At 71.5% G+C, this 16,977-nt stretch carries 13 protein-coding genes and 1 riboswitch; of the genes, 3 read left to right on the top strand and 10 right to left on the bottom strand.

Annotation, left to right across the window (positions count from 1 at the left end; translation table 11 throughout):
• Positions 1 to 7: 7 nt before the first annotated feature.
• Positions 8 to 838, bottom strand: coding sequence for an SDR family oxidoreductase (locus ACWGQ1_RS10315; RefSeq protein WP_136033357.1), 831 nt, complete (start codon positions 836 to 838; stop codon positions 8 to 10).
• A 23-nt stretch (positions 839 to 861) separates the two neighbouring features.
• A complete protein-coding gene (locus ACWGQ1_RS10320) occupies positions 862 to 1,620 on the bottom strand; it encodes an SDR family NAD(P)-dependent oxidoreductase (RefSeq protein ID WP_136033355.1) in 759 nt (252 codons plus the stop codon).
• Between the two features lie 221 nt (positions 1,621 to 1,841).
• Between ACWGQ1_RS10320 and ACWGQ1_RS10325 the strand changes: the two genes are divergently transcribed.
• A complete protein-coding gene (locus tag ACWGQ1_RS10325; protein ID WP_452312909.1) occupies positions 1,842 to 2,576 on the top strand; it encodes a phosphotransferase in 735 nt (244 codons plus the stop codon).
• A 105-nt stretch (positions 2,577 to 2,681) separates the two neighbouring features.
• Entirely contained in the window at positions 2,682 to 3,722 is a 1,041-nt protein-coding gene (locus tag ACWGQ1_RS10330) for a helix-turn-helix domain-containing protein (RefSeq protein WP_452312910.1), read from the top strand.
• Here ACWGQ1_RS10330 and ACWGQ1_RS10335 read toward each other — a convergent pair.
• The 5 genes from ACWGQ1_RS10335 to ACWGQ1_RS10355 form a co-directional block, all read right to left on the bottom strand.
• On the bottom strand, positions 3,644 to 5,113 hold the full coding sequence (locus ACWGQ1_RS10335) for an amino acid permease (RefSeq protein ID WP_452312911.1): 1,470 nt from the start codon (positions 5,111 to 5,113) through the stop codon (positions 3,644 to 3,646). The two genes, ACWGQ1_RS10330 and ACWGQ1_RS10335, sit on opposite strands and share 79 nt — an antisense overlap.
• A gap of 10 nt (positions 5,114 to 5,123) precedes the next feature.
• Positions 5,124 to 6,494, bottom strand: a complete 1,371-nt coding sequence (locus tag ACWGQ1_RS10340; protein WP_206252504.1) for a glutamate decarboxylase — start codon at positions 6,492 to 6,494, stop codon at positions 5,124 to 5,126.
• A gap of 100 nt (positions 6,495 to 6,594) precedes the next feature.
• Complete coding sequence (locus ACWGQ1_RS10345) at positions 6,595 to 7,386, bottom strand: energy-coupling factor transporter transmembrane component T family protein (RefSeq protein WP_206252502.1); 792 nt, start codon at positions 7,384 to 7,386, stop codon at positions 6,595 to 6,597.
• On the bottom strand, positions 7,383 to 8,840 hold the full coding sequence (locus tag ACWGQ1_RS10350; protein ID WP_206253498.1) for an ABC transporter ATP-binding protein: 1,458 nt from the start codon (positions 8,838 to 8,840) through the stop codon (positions 7,383 to 7,385). The genes ACWGQ1_RS10345 and ACWGQ1_RS10350 overlap by 4 nt, the downstream gene beginning before the upstream one ends.
• Positions 8,840 to 9,484 carry an ECF transporter S component gene (locus tag ACWGQ1_RS10355; protein WP_136033345.1) on the bottom strand — a complete coding sequence of 215 codons (645 nt, stop codon included), beginning with the start codon at positions 9,482 to 9,484 and terminating at the stop codon, positions 8,840 to 8,842. The genes ACWGQ1_RS10350 and ACWGQ1_RS10355 overlap by 1 nt, the downstream gene beginning before the upstream one ends.
• Positions 9,475 to 9,586, bottom strand: a riboswitch (TPP riboswitch). Its footprint overlaps the gene before it by 10 nt.
• Before the next feature lie 80 nt (positions 9,587 to 9,666).
• Between ACWGQ1_RS10355 and ACWGQ1_RS10360 the strand changes: the two genes are divergently transcribed.
• On the top strand, positions 9,667 to 11,550 hold the full coding sequence (locus tag ACWGQ1_RS10360; RefSeq protein ID WP_452312912.1) for a D-alanyl-D-alanine carboxypeptidase: 1,884 nt from the start codon (positions 9,667 to 9,669) through the stop codon (positions 11,548 to 11,550).
• Positions 11,551 to 11,647: 97 nt separating this feature from the next.
• On the opposite strand, the gene ACWGQ1_RS10365 is transcribed toward ACWGQ1_RS10360, so the two are convergent.
• The 3 genes from ACWGQ1_RS10365 to ACWGQ1_RS10375 form a co-directional block, all read right to left on the bottom strand.
• A complete protein-coding gene (locus ACWGQ1_RS10365; protein WP_452312913.1) occupies positions 11,648 to 13,909 on the bottom strand; it encodes an ABC transporter transmembrane domain-containing protein in 2,262 nt (753 codons plus the stop codon).
• Entirely contained in the window at positions 13,906 to 15,633 is a 1,728-nt protein-coding gene (locus ACWGQ1_RS10370) for an ABC transporter ATP-binding protein (protein WP_136030718.1), read from the bottom strand. Before ACWGQ1_RS10370 ends, ACWGQ1_RS10365 begins: the two co-directional genes overlap by 4 nt.
• A 234-nt stretch (positions 15,634 to 15,867) precedes the next feature.
• A complete protein-coding gene (locus ACWGQ1_RS10375) occupies positions 15,868 to 16,929 on the bottom strand; it encodes a 3-hydroxyisobutyryl-CoA hydrolase (RefSeq protein ID WP_452312914.1) in 1,062 nt (353 codons plus the stop codon).
• Positions 16,930 to 16,977 lie beyond the last annotated feature (48 nt).

Genomic DNA, 16,977 nt, shown 5'->3' on the forward strand with positions numbered 1-16,977 from the left:
GACCGGGTCAGTCGAGGAAGATGTCCGGGAACAGGGCGCTGTCGGGGGTGCCGGGCACGGCGGCGTAGCGCGAGAAGTCGGTCACGCCCTCGGCCTCCAGCACGTCCTCCACGATGAGCGACTGCCCCGTGGTGGTCGCGGCCGGCCGGCACAGCACCGCGTAGGCGGCGTCGGCGTAGATGTCGGCCGTGCGGCTCGCGGCCATCACCCTGTCGCCCCCGAGGAGGTTCTGCACGGCGGCGGTCGCGATGGTCGTGCGGGGCCACAGCGTGTTGGCGGCGATGCCGTCGCGCGCGAACTCGGCCGCGAGCCCGAGCGTGACCATGGTCATGCCGAACTTCGCGAGCGTGTAGCCCGTGTGCGCCCCGAGCCACTTCGGGCTGGGGTTCAGCGGCGGCGAGAGCGACAGGATGTGCGGGTTCTCGGCGTCCTTCAGGATCGGCACGGCCGCCCGCGACAGCATGAACGTCCCGCGCACGTTGACGTCCTGCATCAGGTCGTACTTCTTCGCCGAGAGGTCGAGCGAGCGCGACAGGTCGATCACGCTGGCGTTGTTGATCACGATGTCGATGCCGCCGAACTCGCCCTGCGTCTTCATGACCGCTTCGGTGATGTCGTCGTCCTCGCGCACGTCGCCGACGATCGGCAGCGCCTGGCCGCCGGCCGCGCGGATCTGCTCGGCCGCGGTGTGCACGGTGCCCTCGAGCTTCGGATGCGGGGTGTCGGTCTTGGCGAGCATGGCGATGTTGGCGCCGTCGGCGGCGGCGCGCAGCGCGATCGCGAGGCCGATGCCGCGGCTGCCGCCCGACATGAGGATGGTCTTGCCGGCGAGTGACATGGGTTCTCCTTCGGGGCGGGTGGTCAGCGCGGTGCCATGCGGATGGCGCCGTCGAGGCGGATGGTCTCGCCGTTGAGGTAGCCGTTCTCGACGATCTGCTGCGCGAGGGCGGCGTACTCGTCCGGTCGGCCGAGGCGGGCGGGGAACGGCACCTGCTGGCCGAGCGAGTCCTGCGCCTCCTGCGGCAGCCCCATCAGCATCGGGGTCTCCATGATGCCGGGGGCGATGGTGCACACGCGGATGCCGTGTCGGGCGAGTTCGCGAGCGATCGGGAGGGTCATGGCGTGCACGCCGCCCTTCGACGCGGAGTACGCGGGCTGCCCGATCTGACCGTCGAACGCCGCGACGCTGGCGGTGTTGACGATTACGCCGCGCTCCTCGTCGTGCAGTTCGTTCTTCGCGATCACGGCCGCGGCCTGCGAGATGACGTTGAAGGTGCCGACGAGGTTGATGCGCACGATCCGCTCGAAGTCGGCGAGCACCGCGGGGTTGCCCTCGCGATCGAGCACCTTGGCGGGCGGGGCGATACCGGCGCAGTTGATCACCACGCGCAGCGGGGCGGCGGCCTGTGCGGCGGCGACCGCGGCCGCGACCTCGTCGACGCTCGTGACGTCGGCGGGCACGAAGATCCCGCCCAGTTCTTCCGCGATCTCGGCACCCGCCGAGGAGGGGAGGTCGATGATCGTGACGTGGGCTCCGGCCGCCGCGAGGCGACGCGCGGTGGCGAGCCCGAGGCCCGACGCCCCTCCGGTGACGAGGGCGCCCTGTCCGCTGATCTGCATGTGAGGTTCTCCTTCGAACGTCGTGCGACATGCCTGATACGCAGTCCCAGCCTAGGTGGTTCCTGGTTCCAGGACGAACCCGGGCTGCGGTGGTGCCGGTGCGACCGGGCGTGAGGGGACGGCGTCGAGGCGAGCCTACGACACCGCCCGTCCGGAGACGGCGTCCGCTCCTCGCGCGACCGGTCGGCCCTGAGCGTCCGCGCGTCCGGCAGGATGGGAGCATGACGATCCCCGCCGAGTCCGTCGTCGTCCCCGACCGGGTGCGCGAGCTGTCCCGCGGAGCAGACCTCGTCTGCGTCTGGCGGAACGACGACGGCGGTCTCACGTTCCGCGCGACCGGCGTCGGCGAGCCCTTCTACATCAAGTGGGGTCCGCGCAACCTCGAGTCCACGCTGCGCGACGAGGCCGAGCGAATGCGCTGGGCCGCGCGGTGGATCAGCGCGCCGACCGTGCTGGACAGCGGCGAGGACGAGACGCACGAGTGGCTGGTGACGGCGGCCCTCGACGGCCTGAGCGCCGTGGATCCCCGGTGGACGGCCGAGCCCGCGACCGCCGTGCGCGCGGTGGGTGAGGCGCTGCGGGCGCTGCACGACGCGCTGCCCGTGGCCGACTGCCCGTGGGAGTGGAGCGTGCCGTCGCGCATCGCGAACGCGGAGCGCCGGGGCATCGTGGTGCCGGAGTCGTTGCGCACTCCGCCGCCGATCGACCGCGCAGTGGTGAGCCACGGCGACGCCTGCTGCCCGAACACCCTGATCGGCGCGGACGGCCGGTGGCTCGCGCACGTGGACCTCGCGCAGCTGGGCGTCGCCGACCGCTGGGCCGACATCGCCGTGGCCGCCATGAGCACCGGGTGGAACTACGGCCCGGGGTGGGAAGACGCCCTCGTCGAGGCGTACGGCCTCGAACCCGACCGGGAGCGGATGGCGTACTACCGCGACCTGTGGAACGCCACCTGACCCTCCCGGCCGGCGGAGCGCAGGTCGGGATGCGGCAACGAACTCTCGACATCTGATGTCTGATCTGGTGTCATGGGTGGGACGACCCCCCGATCAGGAGGCCTCATGCACCTCGATCCGTCGCCACCCGCTCCCGTCGCCGGGTTCGCCGAGACACTGCGGGAGGCCATCGCGGCCCGCGGCACGTCCCTCGCGCAGCTGAGCGATCGGCTCCGACGACACGGGAACCCCGTCTCGATCGCCACCCTCAGCTGCTGGCAGAACGGCACGCGGCAACCCGAGGGGGTCTGCTCGCTCGCGGCGGTCGAGGAGCTCGAGACGCTGCTCCTGCTCGACAGCGGCACCCTGCAGCGACGCATCGGACACAGCCGCCGCGCCGGACGTCCACCCAAGCCGCGGGCACCCTGCGAGGACTGGACGCGGGAGGGGCCGATCCTCGACACGTTCCGCGCGCTCGGCATCGACCCCGCGGCGTCGTTCAACACCCACTCCGTCCACGCGGTCTGCACCACCGACGCGCACGGCCTCGTCGACACCATCCACTACCGCGCGATCCTCCGGCCCCCCAGCGGACGGGCCGGCCTCATCCCGTACATCGACCTTCCCGGGGTGCCGACCGACGTGTGGCCCGAGCTGACCGCGGTGACCGGGTGCCGCGTGGTGCAGCGCCACGCGCACTCCTCCCGCATGGCGTTCGGCATGCTCCTCGCCGTCGACGATCCGCCCGAGCAGCGGCAGTCCGCGCTCATCGAGTTCACCCTGCACTACCCGCTCCCCTACCCGCGCGACCGGCTCGTGACCTACGCGAGCATGTACCGCACGCCCGAGCTGCTCCTGCACGTGGACTTCGCGCGGTCGCCGTCGCCCACCTGGATCGAAGAGGTCACGATGGTCGGCGGCGAGGAGGAGATCGTGCCGCTGCCCCCCCGCGAACCGCACGGCCACCACCGTGCGCTCGGGGTTCGCGCCGGGGCTGATCGCGCTCCGCTGGGGGTACGGCTCCCGCGAAGACGGCGCCGACCCGCTGCCCCTGTGACGGGCGGCGGGTCGGCGTCGGTTCCGGGCGCTCAGGCCTCCGGGTGGGCGTCGCTGGGCAGGCTGCCGTCCGCCGGCCGACGGTCCCACGACGGACGGCGCACCGCGTAGAACACCAGGGGCGGAGCACCCAGCACCACGATCACCGCCCCCACGATCCACGGGTAGGCCGCGGGCGGGAACGCGGTGAAGCCGTCCGGCGGGATGAACGCGAGGAGGAACGCGGCCAGGCAGGCGACGAAGCCCACCCCGGCGACCAGCGGCAGCCCCTTCACCCGGTACGCGCGCTTCACGTCCGGCGCCTTCCGCCGCAGCACGAGGGCCGAGGCGAACATCAGCATGTACATGACGAGGTACAGCGCGGCGGCCATGTCGATCAGCGCGACGAAGGCCGCGCTCACGTTCGGCACGATGATGAAGATCGCCGCGAGCACCGTCACGATCGTGCCCTGCAGCATCAGGATGCCCGACTGCACGCCCGCCTTGTTCCTCTTCTGCAGCAGCCCCGTCTCCGCCGCGGCCAGCACGCCCTTCGACGGGCCGGCGACCCAGGTCACGACCGAGGCGAGGGCGCCCGCGGCGATCAGGGCCGACACCACCGCGGTGGCCCAGCCCATGCTCCAGTGGTCGAAGTACTCCCCGAACGCGAGCATGATGCCGTTCGTGAGACCGAGCTCCTTCGGCGGCACCGCGACCGCGATCGCGAGGGTCGGCAGGATGAACACCAGCAGGATGAGCGCCGCCGCGAGGAACACCGAGCGGGGGTAGCCGCGGCCGGGGTCCTTCATCTGGTTCACGTGCACCGCGTTCACCTCCATACCGGCGTAGGCCAGCACGTTCGACACGATCAGCACGATCGAGGCGAGCCCGGTGAACGGCGGGATCATCGCCGACGCCTCGAGGGGGACCTGGCTCTTCTCGCCGCTGAACACCCAGACCGCGCCGAACACGATCAGCAGCACGGCGGGCAGCAGCGTGCCGAGGATGCCGCCCCACGAGCCGAGCTTGGCGAACAGGTCGCCGCCGCGGAGGGTGACCAGCGTCGCACCCCAGTAGCAGACGATGATCACGACCGCGGTGAAGAAGCCCGAGCTCGACAGCGACGGATCCAGGAAGACGAACGCGAGCGCGCCCGCCACGAAGGCGAGCTGGGTGGGGAACCACACCACGTTCTGGATCCACTGGAGCCACACCGCGGTGAACCCCCAGCGGTTGCCGAGGGCTTCGCGCACCCAGACGTAGACGCCGCCCTTCCACCCGGTCGCGAGCTCGGCCGCCACCAGCGCCGTGGGCACCAGGAACAGGATCGCCGGGATGAGGTAGAGCATGATGCTCCCGAGGCCGTAGACCGCCATCGCCGGCAGGGAGCGCAGGCTCGCCACCACGACGAGCGTCAGCAGGGCGAGCTGCCCCACCCCCAGCACGGCCACCGCGGGCCGGGAGACGCGGGTCGACGGGGTGACGGCGGGACGGGGGGCGTGTTCGGCACCGTGTGCAGACATGACCCGCGCCTCAGTGGTGGAACGCCGAGTCGGGGTGGTCGCCCGGCATCGGCGCGGTGAGGGCGTCGAGGTGCGCGACCTCGGCGGTGATCGCGTCGAGCAGTTCGGCGGCCAGGTCCATGCTGAGGCCGTTGCGCACCACGATGCGCTGCACCGTGAGCTCCTCCAGGTCGGCGGGCATCGGGTAGGCGGGCACGAGCCAGCCGCGCATGCGCAACCGATCCTGCAGGTCGTACAGGGTCCAGTTGTCGGTATGCCCCTCCTTCAACCGCCACGCGAACACGGGGATGTCGCTGCCGTCGTTCCACAGCTCGAACGCGTCGAGCTTCGCGATGCCCGCCGACAGGAACTTCGCCACGTCCTGCGACGCCTGCTGCACCGCCCGGTACCCCTCGAAGCCGAGGCGGAGGAACAGGTAATACTGCAGCAGCACCTGTGCGCCGGGGCGCGAGAAGTTCAGTGCGAACGTGGGCATCTCCCCGCCGAGGTAGCTGACCTGGAACACGAGGTCCTCCGGCAGCCACTGGGCGTCGCGCCACACGACCCACCCGAGTCCGGGGTACACGAGCCCGTACTTGTGGCCGGAGGTGCTGATGGAGTGCACCCGCTCCAGGCGGAAGTCCCACTCCAGGTCGGGCTGCAGGAACGGGGCGATCATCGCCCCGGAGGCGCCGTCCACGTGGATCGGGATGTCGAGCCCCGTGTTCTTCTGGATCTCGTCGAGCGCCGCCGCGATCTGCGCGACCGGCTCGTACATGCCGGTGTAGGTGACGCCCATGATCGCCACGACCCCGATCGTGTTCTCGTCGACGTACTTCTCCAGCTCGTGCCCGTCGAGCGTCTTGTGCTCCTCGCTGATCGGCACGAAGCGCGGCTCCACGTCGAAGTAGTTGCAGAACTTCTCCCAGCACACCTGCACGGCGCTCGACATCACGAGGTTCGGCGAGGAGGCGTCCTTCCCCGCGGCGCGACGCGCCTGCTGCCACCGGCGCTTGAACGCGAGCCCGCCGAGCATGCACGCCTCGGACGAGCCGATGGTGGACGTGCCGATGCTGCGGGCGGCATCCGGCGCATGCCAGAGGTTCGCGAGCATGTGCCAGCAGTTGTCCTCGATCGCGGCGGTCTGCGGGTACTCGTCCTTGTCGATCATGTTCTTGTCGAACGAGGCCATGTACACCTGCTTGGCCTCGTCGTCCATCCAGGTGCTCACGAACGTCGCGAGGTTCAGACGGGCGTTGCCGTCGAGGATGGTCTCGTCCTCGACGATCTGCTTCGCGGTCGACGGGAGCGACTCGGCGTCGGGGATCACGTGTCGCGGTGCGACCGTGGCCTCCCCCGGCCGGGTGAAGATCGGCTGACCGTCGGTGGGTGCAGTGCTCATGTGCGGAGTCCTTTCGGCTGAGTCGGCTTCTCACTCCGTTCGTCACGCTAACCAGGGCGCGTTGACGTATCTCCCGCCCCTCGCGTAAACGGGGTGAGGCTCAGGCGCCGGGACCGAGGATGAAGTTCCAGGCTCCGGTGAGCACGGCCGCCGCGACCGCGATGCCGGAGATGGCCGCGCCGACCGCGAGCAGCAGCCACTCCGCCGCCCCGAACCGCGACTCGCGCGCCCACGTGCGGCGCCCCGGCGCCCCGAACCCTCGCGCTTCCATGGCCGTGGCGAGCTTGGCACCGCGGCGGATCGACAGCACGAGCAGCGCGAACGCCATCCCGAAGAAACGGCGGAGGCGTCCGCGGTCGGCCACCCCGCGTGCGCGCCGCGCCAGTTCGAGCGCCCGCCAGTCGTCGAGGAACAGTCCGACCATGCGCAGGCCCGCGAGCGCACCCAGCACGAACCGGGCGGGGAGGCGGAGGATCTGCCCGAGCCCGTCGGCGAGGTCGGTGGGGTCGACGGTCACGAACAGCACCACGGACGGCAGGGCGATCGCGAGCACGCGCAGCATCGTCGCCACGGCGAGGGCGAGCGAGCCCTCGCTGATGCGAAGCACGAACCAGTCCACGTACACGGTGCCGGAGGTCTCGCCGTACAGCGCGATCGTGAGCCCGGTGAGCGGCGCCGCGAGCCACACCGGCCACGTGCGCACCCAGAACTCCCGCCAGCCGATGCCCGCGAACAGGAACAGCACGAACTCGAGCGCCAGGGCGACCGCGGCCGAGACCGGGTCGAGCGTGAGGATGAGCGGCACGGCGATCAGCGCGCTCACGCCGAGCTTGGCGACCGGGTTGATGCGGGCCACCGCGCCGGTGCGGGCCTTCGCGTCGAGCAGGGTCACGGCATGCCGCCCAGGTCGAACCGGGTGGCGTGGAGGGCTCTGGCCACGTCGAGGTCGTGCGTGATCGCGACCACGGCCGACCCCTCGTCGCGCAAGGCCGCGAGCAGCGCGACCAGCTCCGCCCACGTGCGCGCGTCCTGCCCGAACGTGGGCTCGTCCAGCACGAGCACCCGTGGGCGTGTGGCGATCGCGGCCGCGACCGTGAGGCGGCGCTTCTCCCCGCCGGAGAGCGTGTACGGGTTCGCGGCCGCGAGACGGTCGAGGCGCAGGCGGGAGAGGAGCTCGTCGGTGCGCGCGGCGATCTCGTCCTCGGGGAGGCCGAGCGCGCGGGGGCCGACGGCGAGCTCGTCGCGCACGGTCGTGGCGAGCAGCTGATGCTCCGGCTCCTGGAACACCATGCCGACGCGGGTGAGCAGGTCGCGCGAGCTCCACCGGATGGGCGCGGGGTCGGCGCCGTCCGCGAGCTCGGGCGCGGCGACCACTGCTCCCCCCGCGGGCGGAAGGAGTCCCGCGAGCGTGAGGCCGAGCGTCGACTTGCCGGCGCCGTTGGGCCCGGTGACCGCGACGGCTTCTCCCGCGTGCACGTCGAGGTCGATGCCCGTGGCGACCGGGCGACCCTTCACCCGGGCGACCGCGAGCCCGCGCGCCGAGAGCAGCACCTCGCGGGGGGCCGTGCGCGGCGGCGGCGGGAACGCGGGCGGATGCCCGGGGACCCACACCCCGTCGTCGGCGAGCCGCTGCCCCTGCGCCCCGAGCACCTCGTGCGGGGGGCCGTCGGCGACCACGCCGCCCTCGCCGATCACGATCACGCGGGTCATGAGCGGCAGCCACACGTCGAGCCGGTGCTCCACGACCACGAGCGTGGCGGGGTGGGTGTCGAGCAGGCGCGACACCGCGTCGCGCACCTCCGCCACCCCGTGCGGGTCGAGGTTCGCGGTGGGCTCGTCGAGCAGCAGCAGTCCGGGGCGCATGGCGAGGAGTCCCGCGAGCGCGAGGCGCTGCTTCTGCCCGCCCGACAGCGCCTTGGTGGGGTGGTCGAGCGGCACGTCGAGCCCCACGGCCTCGAGGGCCGCGGTGACGCGCGGCCAGATCTCGGCGCGCGGGATGCCCAGGTTCTCGCAGCCGAAGGCAACGTCGTCGCCCACGCGTGCCAGGATCACCTGCGAGTCGGGGTCTTGCAGCACCAGTCCTGCGCGACCCCGGGTGGCGGTCGCCGCGGCGCCGTCGACGAGCAGCCGGCCCTCGCTCTCGCCCTCCTCCTCGCCGCCCAGCACACCGGCGAGCCCGTGGAGCAGCGTCGACTTGCCCGCGCCGGATGCGCCGAGCACGAGCACGCGCTCGCCCGGCTCGATGCGGAACGACACGTCGCGCAGGGCCCAGGCGAGGCGACTCGCGTGACGCCACCCCCACCCTCGGGCCTCGACGGCGGCGGGGGTGGCCTGCTCGGCCCCCATCAGACGCGGACGCGCGCCTCGCGGCCGGAGCCGAACCGGTCGAGCGCGCCGGTCGCCGCGATGCCCCTGGCCAGAACCCACGACAGCGCCCCCGCGATCACCGCGCCGGAGACGACGGTGCTGAGCAGGTAGATCGTCGTGAACGCCGGGCCGGATCCGGCGTACCAGAGCACGAGGTTGTTGATGCCGCCCGCGAGCGCGGCGCCCGCACCGGCGAGGATCGCGACGGGCAGCGACCAACGACGGTAGAAGAACAGCAGGAAGACGAGCTCGGCGCCGAGCCCCTGCACGAGCCCGGCCTCGAGGGTGAGGAAGCCGCCCCACTGGTTGCCGATGAGCGCCGAGACGACGGCGGCGAGCAGTTCGACGTAGATCGCGGCTCCGGCCTTGCGGATGATGAGTCCGCCGAGCACGCCCGCGAACAGCCAGGGGCCGTCGAGCAGGCCCTGCAGCCCCGGGAGCAGCGGTTCGAGGAGGGCCTTGGGGCCGAGGTAGCCGACGTTCCAGGCGAGGAAGATCAGGCCGGCGGCGACACCGAGGACACTGGCGACGACGATGTCGACGATGCGCCAGCGCAGGTAGCTGCGCGGCGCGGCCGCCGTCGAGGTCTTCGCGGATGCGGACGTGGACGTGGACGTACTCATAGGAACTCCTCCCTGCGCTGGCATGACCCAGATCAGGTTCGACGGTCGAAGCGCGATTCGCTCCCTCTCAGCCCGGCTCGCCGGACTCCCGTGGTTGTGCTGACGATCCTACCCGGTCCGCCGGTTGGCGCGTCGCCGCCCCGGCGCGGCCGATTCCCGGCCGGATTCGGTACCGTAAGCGGGTGACCGCATCCGATCCCGCCGGCGAGGCGACGGGCATCGGCGGCAACGGCCCCGCTCCGACTGCTGCCCCCTCCGACGACGCCCCCACGTCCGCGCTGCGCTCGCGGGCGCGGGCGACCACCACCCCACCGACCGGGAGCGACGACGCGGGCGACGACGACGCGCGACCCCCGGCGCGGGTTCCCGCCGCCTCCGCCGTGTCGACCTCCGGTCTCGGCGCGCTGTTCGGCGACCGTGCGCGCACCGCGACCGCGACCGATGCCTCCGCGAACGGCGCCGCGACCGGAGGCGACGCGGACGTGAGCACGGACGGCCCCGCGGCCGAGGTCTCCCCCTCCGCTGATCCCGCGATCCCGTCCGTCGCGTCGGCCCCGCCCGCCGCGGACTCCGCGTCCTCGACGATCACGGCAGCGACGCCGCCGCTGACCAAGCCGCCGTTCCGCGCGAGGGTGTCGGAGCCGGCTCCCCCGGCCGAAGACGACGATGCAGCGGTCGCCCTCCTGTCCGGTACGGCCGCGCAGTGGGCGGACGACGCGACCCCGGCGACCGCGCTGACCTGGGTGGATCCGGCCGATGTCGCGGCCCACGCTCCCGCCGTCTCGCTCGATGCCGAGCCGGAGGCGCAGACCGCCGAGGGGCTGTTCCGCGGGGCCCGGTTGCGTCCGGCCATCGCGCGCCCCGGCCTGCTGGTGCCGTTGGGGGTGCTGGCCGGGCTCGTCCTGGCCTATTCGGGCACGACGCTGCTGTGGCCGCTGCACGAGGTGCCCCCGGCGGTGGAGGCGGTGCAGTTCGAGACGACGCCCGCCACGGCCGCCGAGCTCACGTGGCCTGCGGAGGGCAGCGCGGCCGTGGGGGTTGCCGGCATGACCACGTCGGCGTCGATCCCGGATGCGGTGAGCATCGCGAGCATCACGAAGGTCGTCAGCAGCCTGATGGTGCTGGATCGGATGCCGCTCGCGCCGGGTGAGCAGGGACCGGAGTTCCGTTTCACCCGCGGCGACAGCGTGCGCTACTGGGACTATCGACGCCAGGATCAGTCGGCGCTCGACGTCCCGGTCAACGGTGTGCTCACGGAGTATCAGCTGTTGCAGGGCACGCTGCTCGGCTCGGCGAACAACTACATCGATCGGCTGGCCTCGGAGATCTGGGGGTCGAACTCCGAGTTCGCCAGGGCGGCCGAGGAGTGGCTGAGCGAGCGTGGTCTGACCGGGATCACGGTGGTGACGCCGTCGGGTTTCGATGAGCGCAACGTCGCGACGCCGGAGGCGCTGATCGCGCTCGGCGAGCTGGCGATGCGCAACCCGGTGTTCGCGGAGATCGTCGGCACCGCCTCGGTCGAGCTTCCGGGCGCGGGGACGGTCGTGAACACCAACGGCATGCTGGCCGATCCGGGCGTCGTCGGCATCAAGACCGGGACCCTGGTCGGGTGGAACCTCCTCACCGCGAAGGATGTGGAGGTGGGCGACACGACCGTGCGGCTGTTCGCGGCAGTGCTGGATCAGGCTGACGACGAGTCGCGGCTTGCGGCCACCCGCGCGCTGTTCAGTCAGGCGGAGGCGGAGCTGCAGACGGAGGATCCGGCCGTCGCCGCGGGCACGGTGGTCGGTCGCGTCACCACGCTGTGGGGCGAGGAGGTGGACGTGGTCACCGCGGAGGACGCGGACGTCGTGCTGTGGAACGGTGCCGCCGCGACCGCGACCGCCGCGTTCGACCTGGGCGAGCGACGAGAGGCCGACGACCGCGTGGGCACGCTGACCACCACCGGGCCACTCGACACGGAGGACACGGCCCTCGTGCTGCGCGAAGACGTGGAGGGCCCCAGTCCCTGGTGGCGCCTGACGCACCCGCTCGATCTGCTGGGCATCACCGTCCACACCGACTGAGCCAGGCGCCGCGGTTCGCCGGCCGCGCAGACGACGACGCCCCGCTCCGAGGATCCGGAGCGGGGCGTCGTGTCGTTGGTGCGGGGCCGCCGAGGTGTCAGGCGCGGGGGTCCGCGCCCTCGGCGCCGTCATCGAGCAGCGCTCGTGCGGCCGCGGCCTCCGCGGCCGGGACGTTCGCCCCGACCGAGGCTCCGGCGATCGCGTCGTCGGCCTGCTCCCGTGCCGTCTCGTCGGCCGCCTCCCCCGTGACGACCAGGGGCGTGGAGCCCGTGAGGGCCTCCTCCGCGTCGAGGTCGGTAGCGGCCTGCTCGAACTGCGACTGGTACAGCCGCCAGTAGGCGCCCTGCGCGGCGATGAGCTCGTCGTGCGTGCCCTTCTCCACGATGTCGCCGTGCTCCATCACGAGGATGAGGTCGGCGTCGCGGATGGTGGACAGGCGGTGCGCGATCACGAACGACGTGCGCCCCTGGCGGAGCGCGGCCATCGCGTGCTGCAGCAGCAGCTCGGTGCGGGTGTCGACGGCCGAGGTGGCCTCATCCAGGATGAGGATCGACGGCTGGGCGACGAACGCGCGCGCGATCGTGATCAGCTGCCGCTCACCGGCCGACACGTTGGACGCATCCTCGTCGAGCACGGTGTCGTAGCCCTCGGGGAGGGCGTGCACGAACCGGTCGACGTACGTGGCCTTGGCGGCGGTGAGCACTTCCTCATCGGTCGCGGTCGAGCGACCGTAGCGGATGTTCTCGCGGATGCTCCCGGCGAACAGCCACGGGTCCTGCAGCACCATGCCGGTGCGCGAGCGCAGGTCGTCGCGCGTGATCTGCGAGATGTCCTGACCATCGAGCGTGATGCGCCCGCCGCTGAGCTCGTAGAACCGCATGATCAGGTTGACCAGCGTGGTCTTGCCCGCGCCGGTCGGCCCGACGATCGCGACCGTCTGGCCCGGCTCCACCCGGAACGACAGGTCGGTGATCAGCGGTCGCTCCGGCGTGTAGGAGAAGGACACGTTCTCGAACTCGATCACGCCCTTGCCGTCGCCGAGCGGCGGGGCGTCGGCCTCGTCGGGCTCCTGCTCGTCGGCGTCGAGCAGGTCGAACACCCGCTCGGCCGACGCCGTGCCGGACTGCACGACCGCTGCCATGCCGCCCAGCTCCGACAGCGGCTGCGTGAACTGCTGCGAGTACTGGATGAACGCCTGCACGTCGCCGAGGCGCAGCTGCCCGCTCGCGACCATGAGGCCGCCGAGCACCGCGATGCCGACGTAGGTGAGGCTGCCGACGAAGGTCATGGCGGGCATGATGATGCCCGACAGGAACTGCGCCTTGAAGCTCGCCTGGAACAGCTCCTCGTTCTCGGCCTTGAACTTGTCGAGCGCGTCCTGCTCCCGACCGAACACCTTCACGAGCGCGTGCCCGGAGAAGGCCTCCTCGACGCGGGCGTTGAGGCGGCCGACCTTGCGCCACTGGGTGCCGAAGGCCTTCTGCGAGCGCGGGCCGATGACGCCGAAGATCACGCCCATGAGCGGCAGCGCGACCAGGGCCACCAGTGCCAGCTGCCACGAGATCGAGAACATCATCACCAGCACGCCGACCACGGTGAGCACGGCGGTCAGGGCCCCGGAGAGGGACTGCTGCATCGTCTGGGTGATGTTGTCGATGTCGTTCGTGACGCGGGAGATCAGCTCGCCGCGCTGCACCCTGTCGAAGTACGACAGCGGCAGCCGGTTGATCTTCGCCTCGACGGCCTCGCGGAGGCGCCACATGGTGCGCACCATGATGACGTTGATCACGTATCCCTGCAGCCAGCTCAGGAACGCGGCCACCACGTAGATCGCGAGGACGGCGGCGATGACCCAGCGCAGCGCATCGAAGTCGATGCCGTCGCCGACCCGGAAGTCGCCGAGGGCGCCGACCTGGTTGGCGAAGTCGTCCTGCCCCGCTCCGCGCAGCGCATCGACCACCACGTCCTGCGACGTTCCGGCGGGGAAGCCGGGGAAGTCGCCGTTCGGCTGGCCGAGCTGGATGGAGATGAAGCCGCGGTAGACGATGTTGGTCGCCTCGGCCAGGACCTTGGGAGCTGCGACCGTCAGCACGACGCCCAGGGCTCCGAGGATCGACACGAACACGAACCACACGGCCGAGGGCTTGAGCAGTCCGATCATGCGGGCGAAGCTCGGGCCGAAGTTGTCGGCCTTGCCCGGCGCGACGCTGTCCCAGCCGCCGCCGTTCTGCCGTGCCTGCTCCGCGAGCTCGGCCTCGTACTGCTCTTCCGCCGTGAGCTCGCGCTCCTCGGTCTGCGCCGGGCCCTTTCCCCGTCCGCGCTTCGGCGCGGCGGTGCGCTTGTCGTCCTGCGCGCTCATGCGTCCACCCCCAGCTGCGACTCGACGATCTCTCGATAGGTGCCGCTGGTCTCCAGCAGCTCCTCGTGCGTGCCGACGCCCACCATCGTGCCGCCCTCGAGCACCACGATGCGATCGGCGTCGGTGATGGTGGAGACACGCTGGGCGACCACGATCTTCGTGACGTGCGGCAGCTCGCGCCACAGCGCCTGCCGCAGTCGCGCGTCCGTGGTCAGGTCGAGCGCCGAGAAGGAGTCGTCGAACACGAGCACCTTCGGCTGGTGCACGATGGCCCGCGCGATCGCGAGGCGCTGGCGCTGGCCGCCCGACACGTTCGTGCCGCCCTGGGCGATGCGGGACTCGAGCCCGTCGGGCATCTCCTCCACGAAGTCACGCCCCTGGGCGATCTCGAGCGCGTGCCACAGCTCCTCATCGGTCGCGTCCTCCCGGCCGTAGCGCAGGTTCGACGCGACGGTGCCGGTGAAGAGGAACGGACGCTGCGGCACCAGACCGATGCTGTCCCACAGCGCCTCCACGTCGGCCTCGCGCACGTCGGTGCCGCCCACGTGCACCGAGCCGCTCGAGACGTCGAACAGACGCGGGATGAGAGAGACCAGCGTGGTCTTGCCCGCACCCGTGGAACCCACGATCGCGACCGTCTCACCCGGCTGCGCCGCGAAGCTGATGCCGGTCAGCACGGGCGCGTCGGCGCCCGGGTAGGTGAAGGCGACGTCGTCGAACGCGACCGCACCCGGCGTCGGGAACTCGGTGACGCCGTTCGCGGGGCGCGTCATGGTCGACTCGGTGTTGAGCACCTCGCCGATGCGCTCGGCCGAGACGGCGGCGCGCGGGATCATCATCGCCATGAAGCTGGCCATGATGACGCCGCCCATGATCTGGCCGATGTACTGCATGAAGGCGAACAGCGTGCCCACCTGCACGGTGCCGTTGTTGACCTCGATGCCGCCGAACCAGATCACGGCGACCACGGTCACGTTGAGGATCAGCATGAACAGCGGGAACAGCAGCACGAACAGCGAGCCGACCTTGCGGCCGACGACCATGATGTCGGTGTTGGCTCCGCGGAAGCGCTCCTCTTCGATGCGCTCGCGCACGAACGCGCGGACGACGCGCACGCCGGTGAGCTGCTCGCGCATGATGCGGTTGACGTTGTCGAGCTTGCCCTGGTAGCTGCGGAACAGCGGCACCATGCGGCCGATCACGAGCGCCGCCAGGAGCAGGAGCACGGGGACCGACACGGCGATGAGCCAGCTGAGCCCGGCGTTGGTCTGCACGGCGAAGATGATGCCGCCGATCGCGAGCAGCGGCGCGGTGACGAGCATGGTCGCGCCCATCATCGCCAGCATCTGCACCTGCTGCACGTCGTTGGTGTTGCGCGTGATGAGGGAGCCGGCGCCGAACTGCGACACCTCGCGCTCGGAGAAGCCGCTGACCTTGCCGAACACGTCGGCACGGATGTCGCGACCCGCGCCCATCGCCGCGCGCGCGGCGAAGAAGGTCGCGATCACGGAGGCGACGATCTGGCCCAGGGAGACCGCGAGCATGAACAGACCGGTACGCCAGATGTAGGCGGTGTCGCCCTGCGCGACGCCCTTGTCGATGATGTCGGCGTTGAGGCGGGGCAGGTAGAGGGTGGCAGCCGCGCTGGCGAACTGGAAGACCAGCACGGCCACGAGGAGCCACTTATATCGGGACAGATAGCGGAGGAGGATTTTTCCCAGCACAGGCGGACTTTCTAGGAAGGAGGAGGCGGCGGATCTCCCGGCAGACGGATGCCGACCGACGACCGGCCATAGGACAGCGTGCCACGAAGCGGGGACATTCGTATCCCCCTGGGGGCGGACCTTCGCTCACAGCGAACCGCATCCCGTGCGATCAGCACTTTTCTGCACGGTGACGAAGAAGGGCCCGCCGGAAGCCTGCCCGAGCGCCGCCCGCGTCAGCGAGCGGGCTGCCCCTCAGAACAGCGGCGGCTGCGGCGTATAGTCGCGGGCCGGCGCACCCGCGTCCGCCGTCAGCTCGGCGAGGGTCGCCGGCTGCCACTTCGGGTTGCGGTCCTTGTCGACCAGCTGCGCGCGGATGCCCTCCACGAGGTCCGGGTGCTCGTTGACGAACCACAGCACCCGTCGGTACTCCCCCTCGAGCGCGGCGCGCAGTCCCGGCAGCTCCCGCGCCTCACGCACGGCGTCGAGCGTCACGACCAGCCCGGTCGGCGCGAGCCCCTCGAGGAGATCGGCCACGGCTGCGGCCTCGGTCGTGCCCTGCGCGTGCAGCCGCTCCAGGATCTCGGGCACGGTCGGCGCGGAGAACGCCTCGTCGATCCAGGCGCGCGATGCCGGGAGCGTCGACGGCTCCGGCGTCTCGTCGAACAGCAGCACGATCTCGCTGGGGCTCGTCGGGTCGGCGCGGTGCGCGAGCGCGTCGCGCAGGGCGTCGAGGCGGTCGGAGGGCACCACGTGGTCGGCGAACCCGAGGTACACCGCGTCGGCGGCGCTCATGGTCGCCCCGGTCAGCCCGAAGTACTCGCCGAACCGTCCCGGCGCCCGCCCGAGCAGCCACGTGCCACCGACGTCGGGAGTGAAGCCGATGCGGGTCTCCGGCATCGCGAGCTTCGACCGCTCGGTGACGATCCGGATGGCCGCGTGCCCGGCGAGCCCGATGCCGCCGCCCATCGTGATGCCGTCGGCCAGCGCCACGACCGGCTTGGGGTACTCGGCGATCATCGCGTTCATCGCGTACTCGGCGCGGAAGAACTCGGCCGACCGCTCGGGGTGACCGGACACGGTCTGCTCGTGCAGGCGGCGCACATCGCCGCCCGCGCACATGCCGCGCTCGCCCTCGCCGTCGATCAGCACGATCTGCACGTCGGAGTCGTCACGCCACGCCATCAGCGCCCGGGTGATCTCGGCGATCATGTCCTCGTCGAGCGCGTTGATCGCCTCGGGGCGATTGAGGGTGAGCCGTCCGAGCGCTCCTTCCGTGCGGACGAGGACACGGGGGGCGGCAGAGGTATCGGTCACGGGTGCCAGGCTACCTTCTCACCAGGGGTGGAATTCCGCACGGAATGC

The organism is Microbacterium sp. NPDC055599, assembly GCF_053618975.1.